Origin of the sequence: Hoyosella altamirensis, from assembly GCF_014191505.1 — a bacterium.
Classification (GTDB): domain Bacteria; phylum Actinomycetota; class Actinomycetes; order Mycobacteriales; family Mycobacteriaceae; genus Hoyosella; species Hoyosella altamirensis.
Genome location: NZ_JACHWS010000002.1, coordinates 315939 through 341244, shown reverse-complemented (window position 1 = coordinate 341244; position 25306 = coordinate 315939). Strand labels below are relative to the sequence as shown.

5 protein-coding genes are annotated in these 25306 nt (G+C 62.7%); all 5 read left to right on the top strand.

The features are described 5' to 3' along the window. Positions 1-54: 54 nt before the first annotated feature. The 5 genes from rpsL (at position 55) to FHU29_RS10280 (ending at position 25272) form a co-directional block, all read left to right on the top strand. Entirely contained in the window at positions 55-429 is a 375-nt protein-coding gene (rpsL, locus tag FHU29_RS10300) for a 30S ribosomal protein S12 (protein WP_013805256.1), read from the top strand. Then, a complete protein-coding gene (rpsG, locus tag FHU29_RS10295; protein WP_013805257.1) occupies positions 429-899 on the top strand; it encodes a 30S ribosomal protein S7 in 471 nt (156 codons plus the stop codon). The genes rpsL and rpsG overlap by 1 nt, the downstream gene beginning before the upstream one ends. 188 nt (positions 900-1087) lie before the next feature. Then, on the top strand, positions 1088-3205 hold the full coding sequence (gene fusA, locus FHU29_RS10290) for an elongation factor G (RefSeq protein WP_064441067.1): 2118 nt from the start codon (positions 1088-1090) through the stop codon (positions 3203-3205). A gap of 159 nt (positions 3206-3364) precedes the next feature. Further along, positions 3365-4558 carry an elongation factor Tu gene (gene tuf / locus FHU29_RS10285; protein ID WP_013805260.1) on the top strand — a complete coding sequence of 398 codons (1194 nt, stop codon included), beginning with the start codon at positions 3365-3367 and terminating at the stop codon, positions 4556-4558. 434 nt (positions 4559-4992) lie between these two features. Continuing rightward, positions 4993-25272, top strand: a complete 20280-nt coding sequence (locus FHU29_RS10280; RefSeq protein WP_157095215.1) for a non-ribosomal peptide synthetase — start codon at positions 4993-4995, stop codon at positions 25270-25272. The last annotated feature ends 34 nt before the right edge of the window (positions 25273-25306 follow it).

Genomic DNA, 25306 nt, shown 5'->3' with positions numbered 1-25306 from the left:
ATACGTTCCGCTCTTGAACAAGAGAGTGAAGAAGCACCAGAGGAAAGCCGGTCTATGCCCACCATTCAGCAGCTGGTCCGTAAAGGGCGCCAGGACAAGGTCGCCAAGACCAAGACCGCGGCCCTGAAGGGGAGCCCCCAGCGTCGCGGTGTGTGCACACGCGTGTACACCACCACCCCCAAGAAGCCGAACTCTGCGCTGCGGAAGGTGGCCCGTGTACGCCTGACCAGCCAGATTGAAGTTACGGCATACATCCCCGGCGAGGGGCACAACCTTCAGGAGCACTCCATGGTGCTCGTGCGTGGCGGTCGTGTGAAGGACCTTCCGGGTGTTCGCTACAAGATCATCCGCGGTTCGCTTGACACGCAGGGTGTCAAGAACCGCAAGCAGGCACGCAGCCGTTATGGCGCGAAGAAGGAGAAGAGCTAATGCCTCGCAAGGGCCCAGCACCCAAGCGTCCGCTCATCGCTGATCCTGTGTACGGGTCGCCGCTCGTTACGCAGTTGGTGAACAAGGTTCTGCTCGATGGTAAGAAGTCGACCGCGGAGCGCATCGTTTACAGCGCTCTGGAGCAGGCTCGCGAGAAGACCGGTACCGACCCGGTTGTCACTCTGAAGCGCGCTCTCGACAATGTGCGTCCCGCCCTTGAGGTCCGCAGCCGCCGCGTTGGTGGCGCGACTTACCAGGTGCCGGTTGACGTTCGTCCCGCCCGGGCTACCACCCTGGCAATGCGCTGGCTCGTGACATTCTCACGTGCACGACGTGAGAAGACAATGGTCGAGCGGCTCGCCAATGAGCTTCTCGATGCGAGCAACGGTCTTGGTGCATCGGTGAAGCGGCGTGAAGACACGCACAAGATGGCTGAGGCTAACCGAGCGTTCGCGCACTACCGCTGGTGACGACCCTTCGCAGCTGTCCGTTTCTGCCGGCCAGCTGCATGGGGAAGTGCCGGGCTCGATACAGTTACGGTGAATACCGTGCAACGCCTGTCACCCGACTGAGCCTGGCGAGAAGATCGTGATGACAGCGATAACAGCGATAACAAGGCAACCGCACACAACGACAAGAACGAGCGGGGAAGATTCCAGTGGCACTTGACGTGCTGACCGACCTGAACCGGGTCCGCAACATCGGCATCATGGCGCACATCGACGCCGGCAAGACAACAACCACCGAGCGGATCCTGTTCTACACCGGGATCAACTATAAGATCGGTGAAGTTCACGATGGCGCGGCCACCATGGACTGGATGGAGCAGGAGCAGGAGCGGGGTATCACCATTACCTCCGCAGCTACCACGTGCTTCTGGAAAGACAACCAGATCAACATCATCGACACCCCTGGTCACGTCGACTTCACAGTCGAGGTGGAGCGTTCGCTCCGTGTCCTCGATGGTGCGGTTGCTGTCTTCGACGGCAAGGAAGGCGTTGAGCCGCAGTCCGAGCAGGTCTGGCGGCAGGCGGATAAGTACAACGTCCCCCGTATCTGCTTCGTCAACAAGATGGACAAGCTCGGGGCCGACTTCTACTTCACCGTGCAGACGATCAAGGATCGCCTTGGCGCGAAGCCGCTGGTTCTCCAGCTCCCCATCGGTTCCGAGAATGACTTCATCGGCGTTGTGGACCTGATTGAGAACAATGCGATCATCTGGCACGAAAAAGATGAGCAGGGCAACCCCGGGCGCGGGCAGGTTTTCGAGGTCATCGACATCCCGGAGGATCTTGCTGAGCGCGCGGAGCAGTACCGCCAGGAACTGATCGAGACCGTCGCGGAATCCGATGAGGAACTGCTCGAGAAGTTCTTCGGTGGCGAGGAGCTGTCGAACGACGAGATCAAGGGCGCTATCCGCAAGCTCACCATCTCCGGTGAAATGTATCCCGTGATCTGTGGCTCCGCTTTCAAGAACAAGGGCGTACAGCCCATGCTGGATGCGGTCATTGCTTACCTTCCGTCGCCGCTCGACGTGCCGTCGATCGAGGGTCATGTTCCCGGGGACGAGTCTGCGGTTCTGACCCGCACGCCCAACTCGGACGAGCCCTTCTCTGCGCTCGCGTTCAAGGTTGCTACGCACCCGTTCTTCGGAAAGCTCACCTACGTCCGCGTCTACTCGGGCAAGGTCGACACGGGCTCGCAGATCACGAACTCGACCAAGGGCAAGAAAGAGCGTGTTGGCAAGCTCTTCCAGATGCACTCGAACAAGGAAAACCCTGTTCCGTTTGCATCCGCGGGCCACATTTACGCGTTCATCGGTCTCAAGGACACCACCACGGGCGACACGCTGTGTGACGCGTCGAACCCCATCATCCTCGAGTCGATGACCTTCCCGGACCCGGTCATCGAGGTAGCGATCGAGCCGAAGACGAAGTCGGACCAGGAAAAGCTCTCCACGGCTATCCAGAAGCTCGCCGAGGAAGACCCGACCTTCAAGGTCCACCTCGACGACGAGACCGGTCAGACCGTGATCGGCGGTATGGGTGAACTCCACCTCGATATCCTCGTGGACCGCATGAAGCGTGAGTTCAAGGTCGAGGCGAACGTCGGTAAGCCGCAGGTTGCTTACCGTGAGACGATTCGCGGGACCGTGGACAAGCACGAATTCACCCACAAAAAGCAAACCGGTGGCTCCGGACAGTTCGCTCGCGTCATCATCAAGCTCGAGCCTTTCAAGGGCGAGGATGGCGAGCACTACGAGTTCAAGAGCGCTGTCACCGGTGGGCGTGTGCCGAGGGAGTACATTCCTTCGGTGGACGCTGGCGCACAGGACGCCATGCAGTACGGCGTGCTGGCTGGCTACCCGTTGACCGATGTCAGGGTCACGCTCCTCGACGGTGCGTACCACGAGGTCGACTCATCGGAAATGGCCTTCAAGATCGCCGGTTCCCAGGCCCTTAAGGAAGCTGCCCGCAAGGCGCATCCGGTGATTCTCGAGCCGCTCATGGCGGTCGAGGTCATCACTCCTGAGGACTACATGGGAGATGTCATCGGTGACCTGAACTCCCGCCGTGGTCAGATTCAGGCCATGGAGGAGCGCAGCGGTGCCCGTGTCGTCAAGGCACTCGTTCCGCTGTCGGAGATGTTCGGCTATGTCGGCGACCTCCGGTCGAAGACTCAGGGCCGGGCGAACTACTCAATGGTGTTCAACTCCTACGCTGAAGTTCCCGCGAACGTGGCGAAGGAGATCATCGCGAAGGCCACCGGCGAGTAAGTTCACCAACCGCCGCCCATAGGTAGTATCTCCGGGTAGCCTTCCTAGGAGCCGCTTCTCTGGGAACCCCTCTTCATCTGGGGTAACGGCAAGACCACCACGTTAGAACAACCGCACTGCTGCAAACTGCAAGCACTAATTAGTCCAGGAGGACACAAAGTGGCGAAGGCGAAGTTCGAGCGGACCAAGCCGCACGTCAACATCGGCACCATCGGTCACGTTGACCACGGCAAGACCACGCTCACCGCTGCTATCACGAAGGTTCTGCACGATACCTTCCCCGACCTCAACAAGAGCTTTGCGTTCGATGAGATCGACAAGGCTCCTGAAGAGAAGCAGCGCGGTATCACCATCAACATCTCGCACGTCGAGTACCAGACGGATAAGCGTCACTACGCTCACGTCGACGCACCCGGCCACGCCGACTACATCAAGAACATGATTACCGGCGCCGCGCAGATGGATGGTGCAATCCTCGTGGTTGCTGCTACCGATGGACCTATGCCGCAGACTCGCGAGCACGTTCTCCTCGCTCGCCAGGTTGGCGTTCCGTACATCCTCGTTGCGCTTAACAAGGCTGACATGGTCGACGACGAGGAAATCCTCGAACTCGTCGAGATGGAGGTCCGTGAGCTCCTGTCTTCACAGGAGTTCGATGGCGACAACGCACCTGTCGTTCAGGTTTCTGCACTCAAGGCGCTTGAGGGCGACGCGAAGTGGGCCGAGAAGATCGTTGAGCTCATGCAGGCTGTCGACGACTCGATCCCGGATCCTGTCCGTGAGACCGAGAAGCCGTTCCTCATGCCGATCGAGGACGTTTTCACGATCACCGGTCGCGGTACCGTCGTCACCGGCCGTATCGAGCGCGGCAAGGTCAACGTGAACGAGGAAGTCGAGATCGTCGGCATCCGCGAGAAGTCCACGAAGACCACCGTCACGGGCATCGAAATGTTCCGCAAGCTTCTTGACTACGGCGAGGCTGGCGACAACGTTGGTCTGCTCCTCCGTGGCATCAAGCGCGAAGACGTTGAGCGTGGGCAGGTTGTTGTCAAGCCGGGCTCGACCACTCCGCACACGGACTTCGAGGGTCAGGCATACATCCTTGCCAAGGATGAAGGCGGCCGCCACACGCCGTTCTTCAACAACTACCGTCCGCAGTTCTACTTCCGTACCACGGACGTGACCGGCGTCGTTACCCTTCCTGAGGGCACCGAAATGGTCATGCCGGGTGACAACACTGAGATGGTCGTCAAGCTCATCCAGCCTGTTGCCATGGACGAGGGTCTGCGTTTCGCCATCCGCGAGGGTGGCCGCACCGTTGGTGCAGGCCGAGTGACCAAGATCATCAAGTGATCTGACGCTCGACCGAATCTTCGTAACGGCACTCACCCCGTTGGGGTGGGTGCCGTTGCTTTGTGTTGACCGGGAATGAGTAAGCAGTGCGCCCTTAACCCTTATCAGGGCGGTGCAGGCGGTAGGCTCACTTGATGCGTTACCACCGAGTAAGGTCGTCTATCGGTCCCGCGGTGGTAACTCCTAGCGGGGCTAAAAGCAATATCATGTGAGATGAGCAACGGGGTATTGGAGGTAGGTTGATCTGAGGTAACGACGGGCCCGGTTACCGCGATGTAACCGGCAGAGTGCAGGTCAACAATTGATGCGCTCTTTTAGCCTTCTTGACGATTGGCAGATTCTTAGAGCATCAACTAGCGGATTTCGCCAACAGGGCCTAGAAGAAGACCCTGAAGGCGTCTTTGTGGTTGTGCTGGTGCAAATGGAGATGACGCGTGAGTCCTAGTGATGTGCCGGAGATTGACCGTGCGGAGGAGCAGCCCGTTGGCGATAGCTCATTCCCGCTGTCGTCGGCTCAGTACAGCATCTGGATGGCGCAGCAGCTTGATCCAGAGACGCCAGTTACGATCGCGCAGTACGTAGAGATTCACGGTGAAGTTGATCATGAGCTTCTGACACGTGCCGCCATGCAGGCAGGCCGGGAAACCGGTTCTGGGTACATCAGGATCGTCGAGTCCGGCGGTGCGCCAGTCCAAATGGTTGATAAATCCATTGACGACAGCATCACTTTCTTCGACCTCAGTGGCGACAAGGACGCGGTGTCGCGGGCCCGGAAGTGGATGCGCGATGAGTACTCGTCACCGATAGATATCTCTAGGGACCGCCTGGCGGTATCCAGCCTCATCAAGGTCGGCCCCGGTCATTACTTCTGGTACCAGCGAATTCACCATGTCGCGGTCGACGGGTTCGGTGCTATGAACGCGCTGACTCGTGTGAGCGACATCTACTCCGCACTTGTGAACGGCGACGAGCCGCCCGCAGCGCCGGTCGAGGGACTACGCGCGATCTACGAGTCGGAAGTCGCTTACCGCCAGTCCCCGCGATTTGAACGCGACCGGGAATTCTGGCGTGCATACACCGAAGGACTTCCAGATCGAGTTTCGCTCGCGCAGCGCTCAGCGCCTGCTGGGAAACAGAGCCTCGTTGCCTCCTCTTCGGTGGGCGAAACGACGGAGCAACTGCTCGACGAATCAGCGCAGCGGTATAACGGCTCCTGGTCACCAGCCACAATCGCGGCCTTCGGCGCCTACCTGGCACGAGTGACCGGGAACGACGAAGTCGTGCTCAGCCTGCCCGTATCAGCGCGTGTGACGAAAACGATGCGCCGGTCCGGCGGCATGGTCTCAAACGTGGTTCCCTTGCGCATCGCGGCCACGCCTGACCAGACTCCAAAGCAGCTGACTGACCTTGTGCAGAGCCAGATCTTCTCGGCGCTGCGTCATCAGCGTTTCCGATACGAAGACATTCGCCGTGACATGGGCAGCGTGTCGGCAGACCGCGAATTTTTCGGTCCCACCATCAACATCATGATGTTCCAGCCGGAGTTACGGTTCGGCGACGTCACCGGGGAAATACACATCCTCAGTACGGGTCCCGTCGAAGACCTGTCCGTCAACCTGTATCCGAGTTCAGGCCCGGAACGGATTCACATCGATTTCGAAGCGAATCCGGGACGCTACTCACGTGCTGAACTCGAACGGCACCATGCCCGTTTCCGCACCTACCTGCAGCGCTTCCTCGAACTTGGTGAGTCCGAGTCGATCCGCTCTATCTCGATTCTCGGACAGGATGAGCGGGAGTCTGTACTTGGCTGGGCGCGCGGTCCCCGTACCCCGCTCGCTCCGGAGTTGCGTTCCCTCAGCGGAGCCGTCCGTGCCCGCATAGAAGCTGCGCCCGGCGATGTTGCTGTCGTAAGCACTGCGGGCAGCCTGACCTACGGCGAGCTCGGAAAGTCCGCTGATGCCCTCGCGGCAAAACTGGCGGCCAGGGGGGTTGGCCGCGAGAGCGTCGTTGCTCTCGCAGTGCCCCGGTCCCGGGAATGGGTCGTCGGCATGCTGGCGGCTTGGCAGGTGGGTGCGAGCTACGCACCCGTCGATCCCACCTTCCCCGCTGACCGGCTGGAGGCAGTCCTGACGGACACCAACGCCGCAGTGGTCGTGAGTCTCCCGGGCTGGGAGCACGCAGGTTCAGTCCCGCCTGCGTCGTTGATCGAGTGCGACCTCGTCAGCCTGTCCCGAGAAGATGCTCAGCCGCCTGCCGAACCGGCAGACCCCTGGCTAGAGCCCGGCGCCGGAGCCCGCACTGCCTACGTCATCTCCACGTCAGGCTCGACGGGGCGCCCGAAGCCCACCGTCGTTCCGATGGCCGGCGTCGCAAACACTGTTGCGTGGTACCGCGATGACGTGAAACTCACGCCGGGTGAGGGTGTGCTCGTCGCCTCGTCACCAGGTTTCGACCTCACTCAGAAGAACGTGTGGGCGGCACTGGCCAGTGGGGCGCATATCGTTCTCGCTCAGGACGGTTTCGACCCCAGCGAAATACTCCCAGCGATTTCCGAGCACGCGGTCACCCTCACGAATATGTCCCCGAGCGCGTTCGAAGCGCTCGTAGAGTCGGACACCGCAGGTGTCCTCAAGAAAATGCGCACCGTCTTCCTCGGTGGTGAGGCGATTCGCCCGCGGCCGCTCGAAAGCCTGCTGCGCGCCGGTGTCCGAATCGTCAACAGTTACGGGCCCACCGAAGCCTCAGATGTGGTGTCCTTTGCGGAGATGTCGCTGAAGGACCTCCAGTCGGTCCCGATCGGCCACGCGATCCCGAATATTGAGCTGTACGTCCTCGACCGCAGCCTCGCTCCAGTACCCGTCGGTGTCGCAGGAGAGCTTTACGTCGGCGGTATCGGTGTGGGCCGTGGATATGGTGGTCTGCCGGAGCTGACGTCCAACCGGTACGTCGCAAGCCCGTTCGGCGTGCCTGGCGAGCGCATGTACCGCACCGGTGACCTTGTGCGGTGGCGGGATGATGGCGAGCTCGAATACATCGGCCGCACCGATTTTCAGGTGAAGCTTCGTGGTTTCCGCATCGAACTCGGTGAGGTGGAACTCGCGTTGCTCAGCCACCAGGATGTGGCGCAGGCAGCTGCAGTGGTGCACCGTGGCAACGGAACACCAGACCGGCTCGTCGGTTACGTTGTCGGAGCTGCGAACAATGTCGACGAAGCGTCCGTGCTGTCGAGCATCTCGGAGTTCTTGCCGAGCTACATGGTGCCCTCCGCGCTCGTTGTCCTTGACGAATTCCCCCTGACGCCGAGCGGGAAGATTGACCGTAAAGTTCTGCCCGTTCCCGACTTCGGCTCGATGGTGTCTTCGTCGCGTGAACCAGCGAACGAGACGGAGCGAATACTCGCGCAAATTTTCGCCGACACCCTGGGCCTGCCCACCATCGGTCTGGATGATTCATTCTTCGCCCTCGGTGGCGACAGCATCATGTCGATTCATGTCGTTTCGCAGGCGAAAGCCGCGGGGATAATCATCTCTCCACGTGACATCTTCGAGCGGCGAACTGTCTCGGCGCTAGCACTTGTCGCGCGCACCGCAGACACTGCGGACTCTGCGGCGGTACTCGCGGAACTCGACGGCGGCGGCACCGGCGAAATGGCGCTCACCCCGGTCATGGAGTGGATGGTTGAGCGTGGCGGTGACTACCGCCAGTACTCGCAGGCAGCACTGCTCACCCTGCCTCCAAGGATCACCGAAGACGGTGTTGGACGGACCCTCCAAGCCGTCATCGACCACCATGACCTGCTTCGGGCCAGGATCGACGGGCATACGCTGGTAGTCCCCGAGCCAGGCACAGTTGACGCTAGTGCACTGCTCACCCGGGTAAAGGTCTCCGAAACCCCGGGCACTGCCGAGTTCCAGGACATCGTCTCGAACCAACTCGTAGCTGCGGCGGATCAGCTTGATCCGGTAAACGGTGTCATGTTGCGGGCGATCTGGTTCGATACCGGGGCCGGTTCGCCCGGCCGGATTCTCCTGGTGATCCACCACGTCGCAATCGACGGCGTGTCCTGGCGGATCATCGTGCCGGACCTTGCATCTGCGTGGGCGCAAATCAGCTCCGGACGCGAACCGGAACTCGCGCCGGTTGGCACCTCGTTCCGCCGCTGGTCACACGGACTTGTGGAGGAATCAGGTGCCCGTGAGGACGAGTTCGGTATCTGGGAATCGATGCTCACCGGCACGGAACCCGTACTTGGCGCCCGCCAGTTCGATCCGGCACGCGACATCAACGCGACCCTGGACCGGCTGACACTCGAGATCGATCCCGCTATCACCGACGTCTTGCTCACGAAGGTCCCCGAGGTTATTCGCGGTGGCGTCGATGACGGCTTGATTGCCTCGCTTGTACTTGCGCTGGGCAAATGGCGCGACGCGCAAACACCGCTCATTGGCCTGGAAGGGCATGGCAGGGAAGAAGGCGCGGTGTCCGGGGCTGACCTGACCCGCACAATGGGCTGGTTCACCACGGTCGCGCCAATCAGATTCGATACGACCGACTGTGACATCGCTGATGCGATGGCCGGGGGAGCGTCGGCTGGCGTGCTTCTCAAGGCCGTCAAGGAACAACTGCGGTCGGTGCCGGATCGCGGCATCGGTTACGGCATGCTGCGTTACCTGCACCCTGATGGTGCGGAGCGTCTCGGTGGCGCGGCGCAGCCGCAGGTGATGTTCAACTATCTTGGGCGTTTCGTCACCAGCGAGATCCCTGAGGAACTCCGCGATCTGGGCTGGATGCCGTCAGACGATGCTGACGAACTCATGTTCACCTTCGCGCCGGATATGGCTGCTCCTGGTGTCCTCGACATCACGGCGATGATCGCTCCTACCGCGACTGGCCAGGTGCTGAAGATCGTGCTTCTGTACCCGTCGGAACTGCTGACGAGCGACGAAGCTGCGGAGTTCGCGGGAATTTGGCGTGATTCGCTGGCCGCGATCGGACGATACGCCGAGGACCCCCACGCCGGTGGTCTCACGCCGTCCGATCTGCCGCTTGTTTCGGTCGACCAGCGGACGATCTCCGCCCTCGAAACCCAGTTCCATCAGGTCACCGATATTTGGCCGCTGTCACCGCTGCAGGCCGGCATGCTGTTTCACGCGGTACTTGCCGAAGACAGCGTCGACGCCTACATGGTTCAGCTGGTGCTCAACGTCAAGGGCACGATCGACCAGGACCGGCTGCGCCGTGCCCTCAACGGTGTACTCACCCGGTACCCGAACCTGCGTGTCGCGTTCGCGACGAACAATGTGGGCGACCCGATCCAGGTTGTGCTGGGTGAAGCGGAAGCAACCGTCACGCTCCGTGATCTCACGGCAGATGGTGAGCTGCGTGGTTCAGCCATCGATGCAGCGGTCGACCAGGCCCTCGCTGAGGATCGCGCGGCCCGTTTCGACATGGCGCGCGCGCCGCTCGTGCGAGTCACCATTCTCGTCGTCGCGCCGGGCGAGTACCGGCTAGTCCTGACCAACCACCACATCCTGATGGACGGCTGGTCCACGCCGCTGTATCTGCGCGACCTGATCGGGCTGTACCTGTTCGATGGTGACGCGTCGCAACTTCCCGCCGTCCGGTCGTACAAGGACTACCTGGAATGGGTGGGTCAGCAAGACGCGCAGGTATCGCTGCAGGTATGGCGCGATGCGCTCGCGGGAGTGGAGGAGCCGTCCACGCTCATCCCGCTGGAGCGGGCCCGGCGACACGAGGCACCGCCACAGGAGATCTCACACCAGTTCTCACCAGAGCTTTCCCAGCAGATCTCACACGTTGCGCGCGAACTCGGGGTCACGGTAAACACGGTCATTCAGGCTGCGTGGGGCATCGTCCTCGCCACCGAATCGGCACGCGACGATATCGTCTTCGGTGCGACCGTGTCAGGCCGGCCGCCGCAGCTCGACGGCGTCGAAGACATGATCGGGTTGTTCATCAACACCTTGCCGGTGCGGGTGCGGCTTGAGCCGACTGAAACCTTCGCGGAGCTGCTCACCCGGCTCCAGACCGAGCAGGCTGGCCTGCTCGAGCATCATTACGTCCAGCTTGCCGACATCCAGCGAGCCGCAGGACAAGGCGCCATCTTCGACACGCTGACCGTGTTCGAGTCCTACCCGGTCGACCGTGCTGGGCTCGGAGAAGACAACGACATCGCGGGTATGCGCATCACGGGCGTCACCGGTCTCGACGCTGCGCACTATCCGGTCACCGTCATCGCGCACGCAGAACCGGCGTTGCAGCTCATTATCAAATACTTCCCGGACTTGCTCGACGGCAGCCGGATGCGGGCAGTTCTTGATCGGCTTGTACGCACCGTGTCGGCGATCGCCGAAGCGCCGGGCAGCCGTTACGGCGGCTATGACGTTCTCACGGCGCAAGAGCACTCGCAGCTTGCCCCCGTCGCCGGCCCCGCGAGTATCGCGCCGCGGCCGCTGCCGGACATTTTCAGTGAATCCGCGGCTGCGGCGGCCGACAACATCGCGGTTGTGGACCGTGACCGTTCGCTGACGTATCGCGAACTTGACACACGCTCCTCGCAGCTCGCGCGGCTGCTCATCGACCGCGGTGTCAAAGCGGAGGATTTTGTCGCTCTCGGCATGGCGCGCTCGCAGGAGTCGATCCTCAGTGTCTGGGCGGTCGCGAAGTCTGGCGGCGCGTTTGTGCCGATCGACCCCGACTACCCGGTCGAGCGCATCGAGCACATGCTGACGGACTCGGGTGCGCGTGTCGGTCTCACCGTCGCATCCCAGGTCGGCCATCTCCCGGACACTGTCGACTGGATTGTGGTCGACGATCCAGCGTTCGGCGCCGAACTCACGCGCTACTCGGCGGAGCCGGTGACAGACGCGCACCGCCTCCAGCCAATCAGGCCGCGGAACACCGCGTACATGATTTACACCTCAGGCTCGACCGGCGTGCCCAAGGGTGTTGTGGTCACCCACACCGGGCTCGCGAACTTCGCGGCTGAACAGCGGGAACGCTACAGCGTGACGTATGACTCGCGTGTCCTCCACTTCTCGTCACCGAGTTTCGACGCGTCTGTGCTCGAGTACCTGCTCGCTTTCGGCACCGGCGCGACCATGGTGATCGTCCCGCCGGGCACCTACGGCGGGGAAGAGCTCGCTGCGGTTATCAGCGAGGAGAAAGCGACGCACGCGTTCATCACGCCTGCCGCGCTCGCATCGGTGGATCCTGAAGGTCTCGACACATTCCAGCACGTCGTCGCAGGTGGCGAGGCGGTGCCAGCTGATCTTGTCGCTCGGTGGGCACCTGGCCGCCGTATGTACAACGGCTATGGTCCGACGGAAACCACCATCATGGTGATGATTTCGGACCCGATGTCACCAGGACAGAAAACGGTGACGATCGGCCCGCCGATCCGCGGAACTGAAGCGCTGGTTCTCGATTCGCGACTGCGTCCAGTCCCACTAGGTGTGCCTGGCGAGCTGTATGTCTCCGGTCTCGGTGCGGCACGCGGCTACCACGCGCGGCCGGGCCTCACTTCCGAGCGTTTCGTCGCGAACCCGTTCGGCGTCCCGGGTGACCGGCTTTACCGCACCGGCGACCTCGTGCGCTGGACCACGGACGGGCCGTCCGGGGGCCTGGAGATCGAATACCTGGGCCGCACTGACTTCCAGGTGAAGGTGCGTGGTTTCCGCATCGAACTGGGTGAGATCGACGCGGTGCTCAGCACGTTTGCGACTGTGGACTTCGCTGTCACCATCGGCCACACCGGCGCGAACAACATCACTCGGCTCGTTTCCTACGTGAAGCCTGTCGCCGGAGCGACGATCGATACCGCTGCACTGAGTGAACACATCGCTGAGAGCCTTCCCTCCCACATGGTTCCGTCTGCGATTATTGTTCTCGACGAGATCCCGCTGACGGTCAACGGCAAACTCGATCGCAGGCGCCTCCCCGAGCCTGACTTCGCGTCCGCAGAAGAGGCGTACGTCGCGCCGCGGACACCCGCGGAGATCGCGATCGCTGAGGTATTCGCCGATGTCCTGGGGCTGGAGCGGGTCGGTGCCCACGACAGCTTCTTCGACCTCGGTGGCAACTCGCTGACAGCCACCAAGGTCACCGCGCGGACGAACGATGCGATTGGCTGCCGCCTGGGCGTGCGGGAAGTGTTCGAGCGCCCGACAGTTGCGGAACTCGCTGAGCGCGCGGTCGCCCTGCTTGCAGGTGCTGGAGACGCGGAACGTCCAGCGCTGACTTCAGCGCCGCGCCCAGACCGGATCCCAGTTTCCCTCGCCCAGCAGGGCATGTGGTTCATCAACCAGTTCGACCCCACTTCGGCGGTGTACAACATCGCGTTCGCCCTCGACATGCGCGGCGCGCTCGATGTCGCGGCCCTGCAATCAGCAATGGGGGATGTGCTCGCCCGTCACGAGGCGCTGCGGACGATTTTCCCGGCTGATACGGAAGGCCCTTACCAACTGATCCTCACTCCGGAGCAGGTGGCGGCGGATATCCCGGTGACTCGAGTAACGGCCTCCGACGTCGACGCCGCTAGCGCTGATTTCGCTACACGCGGCTTCGACGTGACGAAGGACCTGCCCATCAGGGTCATGCTTTTTGACGTGGACAAGTCCCGGCACGTGCTGGCCGTGGTCATGCATCACATTGCTGCGGACGGTGCGTCGATGGCGCCGCTGGCGGCGGACCTCATGGTTGCGTACGCGGCGCACACTGGCGGGAGCGCCCCTGAGTGGGAGCCGCTCGAGATCCAGTACGCGGATTACGCGTTGTGGCAGCGTGCGGTACTCGGTGCGGAGACCGATCCGTCGAGCGTGCTGTCCCGTCAGCTCGCCTACTGGTCGCACACTCTCGCCGGCGCGCCGGGGCTGTTGCCGCTGCCCACCGATCATCCCAGGCCACCGGAACAATCCCTGCAGGGCGACACAGTTTCGTTCCAGCTGAGCGCGGATCTGCACCGGCAGATCGAGGAGATCGCGCGGCGCAGCAATGCCACCGTTTTCATGGTGACTCACGCCGCGTTCGCTGCGCTGCTGGCACGGCTATCGGGGACGACTGATATAACGATCGGCACGCCGATCGCGGGCCGCGGTGAAGCGTCTCTCGACCAGCTTGCGGGCATGTTCGTCAACACTCTCGTGCTGCGGACGCATGTCGAGCCTGAAGCGACGTTCGCGGAACTCGTTTCGCAATCCCGGGAAACCGACCTCGCCGCGTTCCAGAACGCGGACGTCCCGTTCGAGCGTGTCGTTCGCGAAGTGGGGGCTGAGCGGTCAGCTGACCACTCACCGCTGTTCCAGGTGATGCTGGCGTTCCAGAACACAGACCCGGTGAAGTTTGACATCGCTGGGCTTGAGGTTGTTGCCGACGCGATCGACGTCAACACAGCGAAGTTCGACATCCTCATGACGCTCGAAGAGGTTCGCGGTGAAGACGGTTCAGCGGCCGGTATCAAAGCGCTGATCACCTATGCGACGGACCTTTTCAACCGCGCAACGATCGAACAATACGCCGATCGGTACACGCGGTTGCTTGAGTCAGCGTGCGCGGACGTCAGTATCGCAATCGGGGACGTCAACATCCTCAGCGAGCATGAACAGAATCTTTTCACGAACCGGCATGCATCCATGGGCGGGCTGGAACGGCGTCTGGAAACTGCGGCTCACGAGAAACCTGATGCGGTCGCGTTCACGGTCGAGGATCGCGCGATCACCTATTCGGAAGTGATCACCCGTGCTCACGACATCGGCACCAGGCTGGGGGACCAGCGGGTGCGACGCGAGGGGCACTATGCGCTTGCTCTGCTGACGTATGCGGCAGGTGCGGCCAGCGAACCGGCCGCGATGCAGCTGATGGACCGTTTGCTGCCGGTGCTCGATGCAGTAGCTGGTGACGCGGAGCTAGCACTGGGAACGATCGGCGCGGCTAATCTGCTGCCGCAGATCGGGGCGGGCACGCAGGATGCAGCAGGCTGGAATGACACCGCGCACTGGGTGCCTGAAACGACGCTGGTCTCGCTGTTCGAAGAGCAGGCTGCGAAGACTCCGGACTCTATCGCTCTCGTTTACCGCAAACGTGAGGTCACGTACGCGGAACTCGATGGCTGGGCAAATCAGGTCGCGCGCAAGCTGATCGAGCGCGGCGTCGGGCCTGAATCGCGCGTTGCGCTCGTCGCCCGCCGGTCGCTTGAGATGGTCGTCGGCATGTACGCCATCGTGAAAGCGGGAGGCGCTTACGTCCCGGTCGATCCGGACCACCCGGCAGACCGCATAGCGTGGGTACTCGAATCGGCTGACCCGGTATGTGTGGTGACCACGAGCCGTGATCGCGTCGCCATGCAGGGCGCTGTGGAGTCATTGGAGATCGACCGGCTTGACCTCTCGGCGTTCAGCTCCGCTCCGGTCACAGATGAGGACCGTGGAGCGCCTATCCGTACCGATAACACCGCGTACGTCATCTACACGTCGGGGTCGACGGGACGGCCGAAGGGCGTAGCTGTCAGTCACCGGGCGATCGTGAACCGTCTGCTCTGGATGCAGGCTGAGTATCGTCTCACTGAGCGCGATGTCGTCCTGCAGAAAACACCATTCACCTTTGATGTGTCGGTGTGGGAGTTCTTCTGGCCGTTGGAACTCGGCGCTCGGCTCGTCATTGCGCTGCCCGATGGTCACCGCGACCCCGCCTACCTCTGTGACCTGATCGGTGCCCAGGGTGTCACCGTGTTGCACTTCGTGCCATCGATGCTTGCGGTGTTCGTTGCTTCCGCAGCGGAAGGCGGCCGCAAGGAGCAACTCGAAACGCTGCGCCTGGTCTTCGCCAGTGGTGAAGCACTCGCACCGCCCGCAGCCGAAGCACTTACCCGGCTGACTAGTGCTGAACTGCACAATCTCTACGGGCCGACCGAAGCCGCCGTGGATGTGACGTACCACCAGTACACAGCCGAAGACACGGTCACGGTCCCGATCGGCGCACCGGTCTGGAACACGCAGGTGTACGTGCTGGATTCGCGGCTGCGCCTGGTACCGATCGGTGTCCAGGGCGAGCTGTATCTCGCGGGTATTCAGTTGGCACGCGGATACGTTGGGCGACCAGATCTCAGTGCGGATCGTTTCGTGGCGAACCCGTTCGGGGAAGCTGGCGAGCGGATGTACCGCACCGGTGACCTCGTCCGCTGGACAGTCAATGGAGAGCTCGAGTACATCGGGCGTACCGACTTCCAGGTGAAACTGCGTGGTCTTCGCATCGAACTCGGCGAAATCGAGGCTGTGCTGCGAGCGAACGAGGGCGTCGATCAGACTGTCGTCACGCTGTACCACGATCCGTCAGGTGGCGAGCAGCTTGTCGGTTATCTCACCACTGAACCGGGCGCTTCAGTCGACCTCGATGCCATCAAACGAGAGGCAGCTAAGCAGCTGCCGGACTACATGATTCCGCGCACGCTGATGGTGCTCGATGAGCTTCCGCTCAACATCAACGGCAAACTTGACCGCAAGGCACTGCCAGCGCCGGATCTCGGCGGATCAGCCAAAACCTTTGTGGCGCCGTCTGGCCCGGTCGAAGAAATCGTCGCGGGCATCTTCGCGGAAGTCACCTCGTTCGATCGCATCAGCGTTAACGAGTCGTTCTTCGACCTCGGCGGCAACTCGCTGAGCGCCACCCTGGTCACGGCGCGCATCAATGACGCGCTCGGTGCGGAATTGACGCTGCGTGACTTGTTCGAATCGCCGACAGTCGCGGGACTTTCCGCGATGCTCGAGCACGAGGGGTCACGGATTACGTCTCGGCCGAAACTCGTGCCGGGTGTCCGGCCGGACCGGCTTCCGCTCTCGCTGGCGCAGCAGCGGATGTGGTTCCTCAACCGCTTCGACACCGCGTCCGCGGTCTACAACATGCCGCTGGTCCTGCGTCTCACCGGCAAGCTGTACGTGTCAGCCCTGCAAGAAGCGATTCTGGATGTGATTGGCCGCCATGAGTCGCTGCGGACGGTGTTCCCCGCAACCGACGACGGGCCAGTGCAGGTTGTTCTGCCCGCGTCCAAGGTTGGGATCGACATTTCACCGGTTGATATCGCGGAGACGGAATTGCATCGCGAGCTTTTCGCGCTCGCGTCGGTCGGCTTCGACGTCACAGCCGAGGCGCCGGTGCGCGCGGCCCTGCTGCGAACCGCTCCCGACCAGTACACCCTGCTCCTCGTGGTGCATCACATCGCGGCCGACGGTGCCTCGCTGAAGCCGCTGGCGACCGACCTCGTGGGAGCCTATGTGGCCCGCGCGAACGGTGACGCTCCGGCCTGGGAACCCCTACAGGTCCAATACGCCGACTTCGCACTGTGGCAGCGGGAACTTCTCGGTAACGAGAACGATCCTGAGTCCCTGGCGGGTCGGCAGATCGAATTCTGGAAGGAAACGCTCGCGGGGGTGCCAGAACTGCTGGAACTGCCCACGGACCGGCCACGGCCGGCGCGGCAGTCGCAGCGCGGCGCGACGATGTCGTTCGCCATCGATGCTGAACTGCAGCGCGATCTGCAGCACCTCGCGCGCAGTAATCGCGCCACCCTTTTCATGGTGATGCATGCCGCGTACGCGGTCCTCCTTGCGCGGCTTTCCGGTACCGAGGACGTCACCATCGGTACCCCGATCGCCGGTCGCGGGGAGCGCGCACTCGACCCACTTGTCGGCATGTTCGTCAACACGCTCGTGCTGCGCACGCCGATCGAAGGCCAGGAATCGTTCACCGACCTGCTCAGTTCAGTGCGTGACCGGGACCTGGCAGCCTTCACGCACGCCGATGTCCCGTTCGAGCAACTCGTCGACGTCCTGAAGCCGCACCGCTCGACCGCCCACGCACCGCTTTTCCAGGTAGTGCTCGCGTTCCAGAACACCGAACCGATCGCGTTCGACCTGGACGGGATCGCTGCGGAGTTCCAGACAGTGGATGTGCACACCACCAAGTTCGACCTCATGCTCGACTTGGCGGAGAAGTGGGACGCCGCGGGAGAACCTGCCGGTATCGAAGGCCATTTCGTATACGCCACGGACTTGTTCGATGCCGACACGATTGATTCATTCGCGCGCCGCTTTGTGCAGCTGCTCCAGCACTTCGTTGCTGCGCCGGAGCAGCCCGTCGGTGATGCGGTGCTTCTCGATTACGCGGAACACGCAGCACTCGTCCCGGTAGCGGGTGACTCGGCGGCTGCGCTGCAGACCCTGCCGGAGATCTTTTGCGCCGCCGCTGCCGTCGACAAGCAGCGCACCGCAGTGATCTCCGGGGACACGACCCTCACCTATGCGGAGCTTGACTCGCGATCGAGTCAGCTTGCCCGGATGTTGCTGGCACGCGGCGTTACCGCGGATTCGGTCGTTGCGCTCGCGCTGCCACGCTCCGAAGATCTCGTGATCGCGGTCTGGGCGGCCGCAAAAGCGGGGGCAGCTTTCCTTCCCGTCGACCCGTCGTACCCTGAAGACCGCATCGCGCACATGGTGGCGGACTCGGTGGCCGCTGTTGGTGTCGCACGCGAAAGCGATGTCAGTCAGCTTCCGGACAGTATCGAGTGGCTGCCCGTCGGCGCCGAGGCACTGACGGCGGAGCTAGCGGCCTACGGCGAAGACGCGCTGACCGATGCGGAGCGGGGCTTCCCGATCAGACCAGACGCCGCCGCGTACATGATCTACACCTCAGGCTCGACGGGCCTGCCGAAGGGCGTCGTGGTCACCCACAGCGGACTGTCCTCTGTCGTGCACGAACAGATCGATCGGTTCGCGCTCGACTCACACTCCCGAGTCCTGCAATTCGCGTCGCCAAGTTTCGATGCTTCGGTGTTCGAGCTTCTGATGGCGTTCGGTTCCGCGGCGACACTTGTCGTGGTGGAGGGCGGTCGTGAGGCCGCTGGGTCCGTGGGTGCAGTGCTGCGCGACCACCATGTCACCCACGCTGTGATCACGCCGTCCGTCCTTGCCTCGCTGGATCGCAGTGATGTGACGGATATCCGTACGCTGCTGGTGGCCGGTGAAGCATGCCCACCTGAGCTGGTCACCGAGTTCGCGCCGGGACGCACAATGCTGAACTTGTACGGTCCCACTGAAGCGACCATCTGGTCGACAAGCAGTGCACCGATGGCGGCAGGACAAGCGATCGACATCGGCCGTCCGGTGCGTGGAACCGACGTGGTGGTCCTTGATTCACGGTTGCACCCAGTACCGGTCGGCGTAGCCGGCGAACTGTACCTTTCGGGTGTCGCACTGGCGCGTGGTTACCACCGCAGGGCGGGCACCACGAGCGACCGGTTCGTCGCGAACCCGTTCAGCGGAAACGGTGAGCGCCTGTACCGCACAGGTGACCTCGTACGCTGGAACAAGGACGGCGACCTTGAGTACCTCGGGCGTACCGACTTCCAAGTGAAGATTCGCGGTCTGCGTATCGAACTCGGAGAGGTCGAAGCGGCCCTTGCGCGGCACGAGTCCATTGATCAGGCTGTCGCTGCAGTGCACCACGACGCGAACACTGGCGATGTTCTCGTCGCCTACATAGTCGGCGCTGCAGGCGCGGTTGACGTTCCTGCGGTCAAAGCCGCACTCGCGGAGCAACTGCCACCGCACATGGTTCCGCAGGTGTTCATGCAGCTCGAGGCGATGCCGCTCACTGCGAACGGAAAGATCGACCGCAAGGCAATGCCCGAGCCGGATGTGGTGGGCGCGGCGCTGGTCGAGTTCCGGGCACCTTCGAGCCCACTCGAAGAAATCATCGCGGGCATCTTCGGTGAGATCACCGGCCGTGACCGGGTGGGTGCCGACGACGACTTCTTTGATATCGGCGGTAACTCGCTCTCGGCGACTCGTGTCGCCGCACGTGTCAGTGAAGCGACAGGCCGCACGATCGGGGTCCGTGAGCTATTTGAGGCCCCGACAGTTGCTCAGCTCGCAGTCGTCGTCGAGACCGCGGACGAGAGCAAGCATGCCCGTCCTCCGCTGGTTCCGCAGCCACGCACCGCGCCTGCGCCGCTGTCGCTCGCCCAGTCACGGATGTGGTTCATCAACCAGCTCGACACAGAGTCCGCGGCATACAATATTCCGCTGATGCTGCGGTTGAGCGGGACCGTCGATGTTTCGGCGCTGCAGGCTTCGGTGCTCGATGTCATTGCCCGGCATGACGTTCTCCGCACGATGTACCCGGAGACCGCCGATGGGCCTGTCCAACAGGTTGTCGCGGCTCGCGAGGTGCCACTCGATCTGACACCGCAGCCGGTCGGTGACGAGACAGGCCTTGCCGAAGCGATCCGTAAGGTCGCGCAGCGCGGTTTTGACGTCACCGCTGCGCCGCCAATCCGTGCGGGGCTGTATCAGCTCACCGACGACGAGTACGTTTTGGTTATCGTCGTGCATCACATCGCGGCGGACGGGGAATCAATGCGTCCTCTCGCTCGCGACGTCATGGTCGCGTACAGCGCCCACGCGGATGGTCAGGACGTCAGCTGGGACCCGCTCAAAGTTCAATACGGTGATTTCGCCATCTGGCAGCGCGAGCTGCTCGGCGACGAAACCGACCCAGACTCGCTGGCCGCGCAGCAGCTCGAGTACTGGAAGTCCACACTCGCTGGTTTGCCCGAGCTGGTAGAGCTGCCAACGGACCGGCCGCGGCCCGCGGTCGCCAGCATGCGCGGCGCGACCTACGATTACCGGATCGATGCTGGACTGCACGCCAAGTTCGTTCAGCTGGCACGCCAATCCAACGTCACCACCTTCATGGCGGTGCATGCTGCGCTCGCCGTCCTCATGGCGCGAATGTCAGGGACCACGGATATCCCGCTGGGAACCCCGGTCGCCGGTCGCGGTGAGCGCGCGCTAGATGACGTGGTCGGAATGTTCGTCAACACGCTCGTCCTGCGCACCGAGGTGGATCCGGGTCTCTCGTTCGCTGAGCTCCTCGCACAGGTCCGGGAAGCTGACCTCGGCGCGTTCACCCATGTGGACGTGCCGTTCGAGCGGCTCGTCGAAATTCTCAACCCGGTGCGCACTCAGGCACACGCGCCGCTGTTCCAGGTGATGCTCTCGCTGCAGGACGACGCGTCTCCGACCGTGGAACTGCCCGGCATGACAGTGTCGCCTATCGAGATCAGTACCAACACGTCAAAGTTCGATCTCAGCTTCGGAGTACTGCAGGACTGGGATGAAACGGGTGCGCCCGCAGGAATGACGCTCAGTCTCACCTATGCGACGGATCTTTTCGACGAGTCGTCGATCGCACGGTTTGCCCAGCGCTTCGAACGCATTGTCCAGCGGGTTGTTGAGGGCCCCGAGGTTGAGGTCAGCGACATCGGCGTGATGTCGACCGCTGAGCACACGCAGGTGCTTCTCGAGTGGAACTCGTGGGAAGACGTTCTGCTGGTGCCGATGCGCGACGTCATCACCCAGTTCGAAATGCAGACGGCCCAAACTCCGGGCAGCATCGCTGTCGTCGCAGGCGACGAAGAGGTGACGTACGCCGAGTTCAACGCACGCGTGAACCAGCTTGCCCGTTACCTTGTCGAGCAGGGCGTGCAAGCAGAATCACGCGTAGCCGTCATGCTCAATCGATCGGTTGACCTTCTCGCGGCGATCTATGCGATCCTCAAGGCCGGCGGAGCATACGTTCCGATAGATCCTGAGTACCCAGCTGACCGCATCCAGCACATGCTCAGTACTGCAGATCCGCAGCTGATCGTTGTTTCCGCGGAAACCGCCGCCCAGTTACCGGATGCACGCTGCCCCAGTGTGGTTATCGATTCCCTGGACGTGTCCGCGTACTCCGCACAGTCACTGACAAACGCGGACGTACACGCGAAGATTCACGGCGGGAACACGGCGTACATCCTGTTCACTTCGGGGTCGACTGGCCGGCCGAAGGGGATCGAAGTAAGTCGTGACTCCCTGGCCTATTCCATCGCGTGGCATCAGCATGACTTCCCGATCGGGCTCGATGACGCTGTTCTGCAGAAGACTTCGGTTACGTTCGATCCGTCAGTCGCGGAATTGTTCTGGCCCCTGCAAACCGGCGCGCGGCTCGTGTTCGCGAAGCCCGGCGGACATCGCGATCCGGAATACCTCGCGGAGGTAATCGCGGACAAGAAGATCACGGTCACTCACTTCGTCCCGTCGATGCTCGAAGCGTATCTGAGCGTGACAGACGGTGCGGGTCTCAGGAATTTGCGGACCGTCTTCAGCGGGGGCGAGGCGCTCTCCGCTGCGCTGGCCCGGCGTTTCAGCCGTGCCTGTGACGGCGGCCTATACAACGTGTACGGCCCTGCCGAGGCGACAATCCGTACGCACACATATTTGTGGAACAACCAGACGAGCGGTGCAAACTCGGTGCCCATCGGGCGCGGAGTGCCAGGAACACAGGTGCTGGTGCTCGACCAGAGCCTCAAGGCAGTACCCATCGGTGTGGCTGGCGAGCTGTACGTGGCCGGACCGCTCCTGGCTCGGGGCTATGCGCATCGACCGGATCTGACAGCGGACCGGTTTGTCGCAGACCCATTCGGTGCGCCGGGTGAACGGATGTATCGCACCGGTGATCTAGTCCGCTGGTTGCCGGATGGTTCCCTCGAATATCTTGGCCGGACTGACTTCCAGGTGAAGCTGCGCGGTCAGCGCATTGAGCTCGGCGAGATCGAAGCTGCCTTGCGGGACCACGCGAGCGTTACAGGTGCGGTGGTCGTTCTTCGTAAGGACCCGCGCCTCGGTGATCAACTCATCGGTTACGTCACGGCTCGCCCTGACTCTGAAGTGGATGGCGGCGACATTCGTGCCGCGCTGGCCGACCGCCTGCCGGATTACATGGTCCCGGCAGCTGTGGTGGTTCTGGCGGAGTTCCCGCTCAGCGCCAACGGCAAACTGGACCGGAAGGCGCTGCCGGATCCTGTCTTCGACTTCGGCCCGCGGACGTACATCGCACCGCGAAATCCGATTGAAGAGATCATCGCGGACGTGTACGCGGAGGTACTCGGTGCGGAGCAGGTGAGCACGGATATCTCGTTCTTCGACCTCGGTGGCAGCTCGCTCGCCGCGATGAAAGCGATCGCGCGTATCAGCTCTGGGCTGGGCGTTCGTGTCCGGGTTCAAGATCTGTTCGACGCACCGTCAGTGGCGGCACTCGCTGAACGTGTGGAGCATGCGCAATCACACGCTGGCGCGGTCCGGCCGCTTGCTCCGGCTGACCCGCGTCCGGACTACATTCCGCTTTCGCTAGCGCAGCAACGGATGTGGCTGCTGAACCGGATCGACCCGGGCTCAGCCGCGTACAACATGCCCCTCGTTCTGCGTCTCTCAGGCCAGCTGAATGCCGGCGCGCTGCAGGCGGCAGTCAATGATGTCGTCGCGCGACATGAGTCGCTGCGCACTATGTTCCCCGATTCAGCGAACGGACCGGGACAGGTCATCCTGGGTGCGAGCGAAGTGACGATTGACCTGACTCCCCGCGCCGTCACCGAGTCGGAGGTCGTTGAACACGTCACGAGCTTCGCTGGCCGAGGCTTCGACGTCACCAGGGAAGTCCCGCTCCGAGGTGCTCTCTTCGAACTGTCCGAGCAAGAACACATCCTCGCGATCATCGTGCACCACATCATCGGTGACGGTGAGTCCATGTCGCCGATGGCGCGCGACGTCATGATCGCGTACACGGCTCGTGCGGCAGGCGAAGTACCGGCGTGGCCGCCGCTCGAGGTGCAGTACGCGGACTTCGCGCTGTGGCAGCGAGAGGTGCTGGGCGACCCTGGCGATCCGGAGTCACTGGCAGCGCGCCAGATTCGCTACTGGCAGGAGGCTCTCGCGGACCTGCCTGAGCTTCTCGACCTTCCGACCGACCGGTCCCGGCCGGCGGTCGCAGGGACAGAAGCGGGCCATGTCACCCTCGAACTCAGCGCGGCTGAGCACAGTGGGCTGGTAAGCCTCGCTGACCGGCACAGCGGATCGATGTTCATGGTGTTGCACGCTGCGCTCGCCGTAGTTCTCTCACGCGTGAGTGGCGCGCGGGATATCGCGATCGGCACGCCCGTCGCCGGACGGGGCGAGGCCGCGCTTGACAACCTCATAGGAATGTTTGTCAACACGCTGGTCCTTCGAACACAGGTGGACAGCGCCGCCGCATTCAGCGAGCTTATGCAGCACGTTCGGCAGGTCGACCTGGGCGCATATGAGCATGCTGACGTGCCATTCGAGCAACTCGTGGAGGTACTCAAGCCACACCGGTCGACCGCGCACGCGCCCCTTGTACAGGTAGTTTTGTCGCTGCTGAACCCACAACAGCGCAAGGTTGAACTGTCCGGGCTCACTGTGGAACCGCTCGAAGGCGACGAGTCAGCAAAGTTCGATTTGCTGCTTGGCGTGGAGCAGCACTTCACGGACGACGGCCGGCCCGCAGGCCTGACCGCGCGCTTCGTCTACCGGACAGATATTTTCGACGGTTCGTCGATTGAGCGGCTCGGGCGCCGACTCGAACGGGTCGTGCAGGCGGTGTCAGCCAACCCTGACGCCATCGTCGGCGATATCGACATCGCTGACGAGACCGAGTCTGGATCCATCGTCCGTGGCGGAGCGCAACTCGCGGCAACTGGTGGAGCAGCCGAGGCTGGTGTCCTCACGGGTGCGGAATCGCCTCCAGCTGAGACGCTCGCGCAGATACTGTCTGCCGCAGCTGAAGCGAATCCAGGTGGAACGGCCGTTCTGACGGAGGCGAAGCCACTCTCGTACATGAATCTGGATAAGCGGTCTTCGCGGCTCGCGCGTTTGCTCATACGGCAGGGTGCAGGGCCAGAAGACTCGGTGGCCGTTGTCATGCCGCCATCGATCGAAGCGGTCGTCGCCCAATGGGCAGTGGCGAAAACCGGCGCCGCCCTAGTGCTTCTTGATCCGCGCGGCGTAGAGGACCAGATGGTGGCCACGGCACTGGCAGCATCTGGGACGCGCATCGGAGTGACGATGAGCGCGTTCCGCGGCACCCTTCCGTCCGCCGCCACGTGGATATCCCTCGACGACGACGAAATCAAGGCACAGCTGAAGGCCATGTCCCCGGCCCCAGTGTCGTTCTACGACAGGCTGGGTCAGGTGCGGCTGGACAACACTGCCTATATCGCGTTCTCGGGCGCAAGTGTGGATCTGCACGCGGTAGCGGTGACCCACCGCGCGATCGCGGGTGCAGTGGCTGCGTTGCGAGACCGGCTCGATGTGACAACCGAGACACCAGTGCGGCTGGCAGATTTCAGTGACGTCCACGAATCGGTGTTGCGACTCGTCCTCGCCGCGTCCGAATCGTCTGCCCTGGATATCAGGGAATTGGAAGCCGAACCGGGCATGCTCTGGCGCCACGCCACCCTGAATTCAGCGCTCCCCGCCGCCGATGTGCGCGTCGTCGGTGCTGCGGAGGCGCCTGCAGCGACCATCGCCAACGGCGCGCCAGCACTCGGCGACCCAGTGCCGGGATCGAAGGTGCTCGTACTCGATGACACACTCCAGCCTGTCGCCGAAGGTGGTGAAGGCGAGCTCTATCTCGCCGGAGATGCCGTGGGCCGCGGTTACGTCCGAGCCACCGCGCTGACCGCTTCTCGTTTCGTCCCCGACCCAACCAATGGCGAGGGCGAACGGATGTACCGGACCGGGATTCGCGTGCGCTGGGGAGCGCAGGGCGCAGTCGAGTATCTGGCAAGTGCGAGCGGTCGTTGATGACTCCGCCTGGTTGATCAGAGTACGAAACGTG

Coding starts and splice junctions, on each gene's coding strand:
- rpsL (WP_013805256.1), top strand. CDS start 55: ATGCCCACCATTCAGCAGCTGGTCCGTAAAGGGCGCCAGGACAAGGTC.
- rpsG (WP_013805257.1), top strand. CDS start 429: ATGCCTCGCAAGGGCCCAGCACCCAAGCGTCCGCTCATCGCTGATCCT.